This is a genomic window from Streptomyces sp. CBMA123 (assembly GCF_014596465.1).
Taxonomy (GTDB): Bacteria; Actinomycetota; Actinomycetes; order Streptomycetales; family Streptomycetaceae; genus Kitasatospora.
The window spans coordinates 1-3,338 of sequence record NZ_MECK01000404.1 but is presented as its reverse complement, the minus strand read 5'-3'; the positions used below and the strand labels follow the sequence as shown (position 1 = coordinate 3,338).

Below are 3,338 nucleotides of genomic sequence, written 5' to 3'. Positions count from 1 at the left end.
CCGGGCCGCCGCCGCCCGGCTCGCCGCCGAGGCCGACGGGGCGATGCGGCGGTCGCTGGCGCTGCTGGAGCCGGACGCCCGGCGGGTCGAGGGCGAGGGCTTCGCCGGCTGGCTGCGTCGACCGGCGGCGGACGGCGGCGGTACGGGCACCCCGGTGGTGCTGGTGGTGCCGGGCATGGACTCCTCGAAGGAGGAGTTCCACCTCCTCACCGAGGCCCTGCTGGACCGTGGGGTCGCCGTGCTGGCGATGGACGGGCCAGGCCAGGGCGTCCTGGCGGCGGGCAGCGCGCCGGAGCCGGACTACCACCGGGTGGTGGGCCGGGCCCTGGACGCGCTCGCGGCCCATGACGGCCTGGACCTCGACCGCACCGCCGTGGTCGGCCTCAGCATGGGCGGCTACTACGCGGCGAAGGCCGCCGCCCACGAGCCGCGGCTGCGGGCCGCCGTGACGGTCAGCGGCCCGTTCCGGCTGGACTGGGACGCCCTGCCCCCGTTCGTCACCGAGACCCTGATCCAGCGCTGCGGCGGACCGGAGGCGGCCCGCGGCTACGCCGACCGGCTCGACCTGACCGCCCTCGCCCCGACGATCACCCTCCCGCTGCTGGTGGTCGAGGGCGGCGAGGACCGCATCCCGGGCGTCACCAACGCCACCGTCCTCGCCGAGCACGCCCCGAACGCCGAACTGCTGCTCGTCCCCCACGGCAACCACCTGCTCGGCACCGCCCTCCCCGACTGGCTCCCGACCACCGCCGACTGGCTCACCACCCGCCTGGCCGGCTGAAACGGCGAAGCCCCCGCGGCGGATCCGCCGCGGGGGCTTCGTGCTGTCCGCAACTGCCCGGCCGGGTGGGGGAGTTCGGCGCGGTGGGCGGGTACGGCAAAGGCCCCGGAGAGCGAACTCTCCGGGGCCTTGCTGATTGTGGCCAGGGCCGGGGTCGAACCGGCGACCTTCCGCTTTTCAGGCGGACGCTCGTACCAACTGAGCTACCTGGCCGTACTGCACCGTCTCTTGCGAGACGAGCGATCCCGACGGGACTTGAACCCGCGACCTCCACCTTGACAGGGTGGCGAGCTAACCAACTGCTCCACGGGACCTTACGGTGGCGGACCACCGAGGTCTTGCGGCACTGCACTTTACAACGGTACTGCGTGCCCCCAACGGGATTCGAACCCGTGCTACCGCCTTGAAAGGGCGGCGTCCTGGGCCACTAGACGATGAGGGCTTGTGGTCCGTTCGGCTGTTTCCAGCGTTCCCGGGGACGTCGAGAAGCATATGGGATGCGGGGCGGATCGCCAAAACGGGTTTGGGCCGGGTGGGGGTGGGGCCCGCGGCGGGCTGGTCGGCGGTGGGGTCAGGACCAGCCGAGTTCGTCCAGCTCGTGGTCGTCGAAGCCGAAGTGGTGGGCGACCTCGTGGATGACGGTGGTGCGGACCTCGTCGACCACCTGCTCGCGGGTCTCGCAGTGCCGCAGGGTGGGGCCGCGGTAGATCAGGATGCGGTCGGGCAGGACGCCGGCGTACCACTCGCCGCGCTCGGTGAGCGGGGTGCCCTCGTAGAGGCCGAGGAGTTCGGGGTCGCTCGGGTCGGGCTCGTCCTCGACGAAGATCGCGACGTTGTCCATCATGGCGGCGAGCTGCGGGGGGATCTGGTCCAGGGCGTCACTGACCAGCGTCTCGAACTCTTCCCGGGTCATCTCCACCGGATCATTGTCGGGGCTGGGATGACGGTGTGCCAGGCGGCGGACACCGGTGTTTGATGGGGTGATGACGACCTCGGAGGACGCGTTGGACGACACTGCGGAGAGTCCGGCCCGGGCCGCCGCGGCGGTGCCCGGCCGGCCGCCGGTGCTGCGCGGGCAGGGGCCGGCGGTGGCGGTGGTCGCGGTGGGCGGGGCGATCGGGGCGGTGACCCGGTACGCGGCGGGGCTCGGCTGGGAGACCGGGCCGTCGGCCTTCCCGTGGACGACGCTGCTGATCAACGTGGCCGGCTGCGCGGTGATCGGGGTGTTCCTGGTGGCGATCACCGAGGGGCGGCCCGCGCATCCGTTGCTGCGGCCGTTCTTCGGCACCGGGGTGCTGGGCGGGTTCACCACCTTCTCGACGTACGCGGTGGACGTCCGCCGGCTGCTGGAGGCCGGGCGGCTCGGCCCCGGGCTGGTGTACCTGGGGCTGACCCTGGTGGCCGCGCTCGGCGCGGTGTGGGCGGCGGCGACGCTGACCCGGCGGCTGATCCACCGCGGGGGCGCCCGGTGAGCCGGCTGAGCGGGCCGGCGCTGCGGCTGACCGTCCTGGTGGGGGAGAGCGACACCTGGCACCACCGCCCGCTGTACAGCGAGATCGTGCACCGGGCGCGGGCGGCCGGGCTGGCCGGGGCGAGCGTGTTCCGGGGGATCGAGGGGTTCGGCGCCTCGTCGCTGGTGCACACCGCGCGACTGCTGTCGCTGAGCGAGGACCTGCCGGTGGCGGTGCTGATCGTGGACGAGGAGGAGCGGGTGCGGGCGTTCCTGCCGCAGCTGGAGGAGCTGGTCGCGGAGGGGCTGGTGCTGCTGGACCGCTGCGAGGTCGTCCACTACCGGGGTCGGGGCGCGGGGGAGGCCGGGCGGTGAACTGGCTGCTGGTGGTGGCGGGCGCCGTGGTCGGCGCGCCGCTGCGGTACCTGACCGACCGGGCGGTGCAGTCCCGGCACGACTCGGTGTTCCCGTGGGGCACCTTCACGGTCAATGTGTTCGGCTGCCTGGTGCTCGGTCTGCTGGCCGGGGCGGTGACGGCCGGAGCGGCGTCCTCGCACGTCCAACTGCTGGTCGGCACGGGCTTCTGCGGGGCGCTGACCACCTATTCGACCTTCTCGTACGAGACGCTGCGGCTGGCCGAGTCCGGTGCCGGGCGGTACGCGCTGGCGAACGTGGCGGGGAGCCTGGCCGCCGGGCTGACCGCGGTGTACGCCGGGGCGGAGCTGGCCTCGGCGCTCTGGGGCTGAGTCCTGTCGCGGGCCTCCCTGCGGGCCCTCCGGCCGGGCCTTCCGTGGGGGCGGTCGCCGAGAACCGCGCCACCGACCCGTGTCCCGGTGCGCCCGGCGCGCGTTGGGCACCGAAAGCGGCCGCGCGTCAGTGGGCGGCCCGGGTGGGGCGATGGAGAGGGAGCTCGGTGGCTTCGGTGCGGGCGGTGCGTTCGGGCGCGGTGGTACGGGCGGCGGCGGTGCTGGCGGTGGCCGGGCTGGGGCTGACCGGGTGCATGTCGGTCGGTCCGGCGGCGGAGGAGAAGCACGGCGGGGTGGCGCCGGTCGGGCAGGCCGGTCCGGCGGCCCGGCCGGGGGCGACGGGCGGCCCGTCGGCGTCGGC

5 protein-coding genes, 3 tRNA genes and 1 pseudogene are annotated in these 3,338 nt (G+C 74.5%); 4 read left to right on the top strand and 5 right to left on the bottom strand.

Annotated features, from left to right (window positions below; all coding sequences use genetic code 11):
• A partial coding sequence (locus tag BG452_RS31970; protein WP_188307847.1) for an alpha/beta hydrolase family protein occupies positions 1-781 on the top strand: 781 nt, incomplete at its 5' end.
• 139 nt (positions 782-920) lie between these two features.
• On the opposite strand, the gene BG452_RS31965 is transcribed toward BG452_RS31970, so the two are convergent.
• The 4 genes from BG452_RS31965 to BG452_RS31950 form a co-directional block, all read right to left on the bottom strand.
• Positions 921-994: transfer RNA gene (locus BG452_RS31965), tRNA-Phe, on the bottom strand.
• Positions 995-1,021: 27 nt separating this feature from the next.
• Positions 1,022-1,095 (bottom strand) — tRNA-Asp (locus BG452_RS31960).
• Positions 1,096-1,150: 55 nt separating this feature from the next.
• Positions 1,151-1,223: transfer RNA gene (locus tag BG452_RS31955), tRNA-Glu, on the bottom strand.
• A gap of 129 nt (positions 1,224-1,352) precedes the next feature.
• Entirely contained in the window at positions 1,353-1,694 is a 342-nt protein-coding gene (locus tag BG452_RS31950) for a metallopeptidase family protein (protein WP_188307848.1), read from the bottom strand.
• A gap of 70 nt (positions 1,695-1,764) precedes the next feature.
• Here BG452_RS31950 and crcB (BG452_RS31945) point away from each other — a divergent pair, with 70 nt between their 5' ends.
• Genes crcB (BG452_RS31945) through crcB (BG452_RS31935) form a run of 3 tightly spaced genes read left to right on the top strand, consistent with a single transcriptional unit; the run spans position 1,765 to position 2,977 of the window.
• Positions 1,765-2,253, top strand: a complete 489-nt coding sequence (crcB, locus tag BG452_RS31945; protein ID WP_188307846.1) for a fluoride efflux transporter CrcB — start codon at positions 1,765-1,767, stop codon at positions 2,251-2,253.
• A complete protein-coding gene (locus tag BG452_RS31940) occupies positions 2,250-2,606 on the top strand; it encodes a DUF190 domain-containing protein (protein ID WP_188307845.1) in 357 nt (118 codons plus the stop codon). Before crcB (BG452_RS31945) ends, BG452_RS31940 begins: the two co-directional genes overlap by 4 nt.
• Entirely contained in the window at positions 2,603-2,977 is a 375-nt protein-coding gene (gene crcB / locus BG452_RS31935) for a fluoride efflux transporter CrcB (RefSeq protein ID WP_188307844.1), read from the top strand. Before BG452_RS31940 ends, crcB (BG452_RS31935) begins: the two co-directional genes overlap by 4 nt.
• A gap of 127 nt (positions 2,978-3,104) precedes the next feature.
• Here crcB (BG452_RS31935) and BG452_RS31930 read toward each other — a convergent pair.
• Positions 3,105-3,338 (bottom strand): annotated as a pseudogene (locus tag BG452_RS31930) (hypothetical protein); the annotation flags it as partial.

What these genes read in the sequence shown, in the direction of transcription:
- BG452_RS31950 (WP_188307848.1), bottom strand. Translation starts at nt 1,694, where the DNA reads ATGACCCGGGAAGAGTTCGAGACGCTGGTCAGTGACGCCCTGGACCAG.
- crcB (WP_188307846.1), top strand. Translation starts at nt 1,765, where the DNA reads ATGACGACCTCGGAGGACGCGTTGGACGACACTGCGGAGAGTCCGGCC.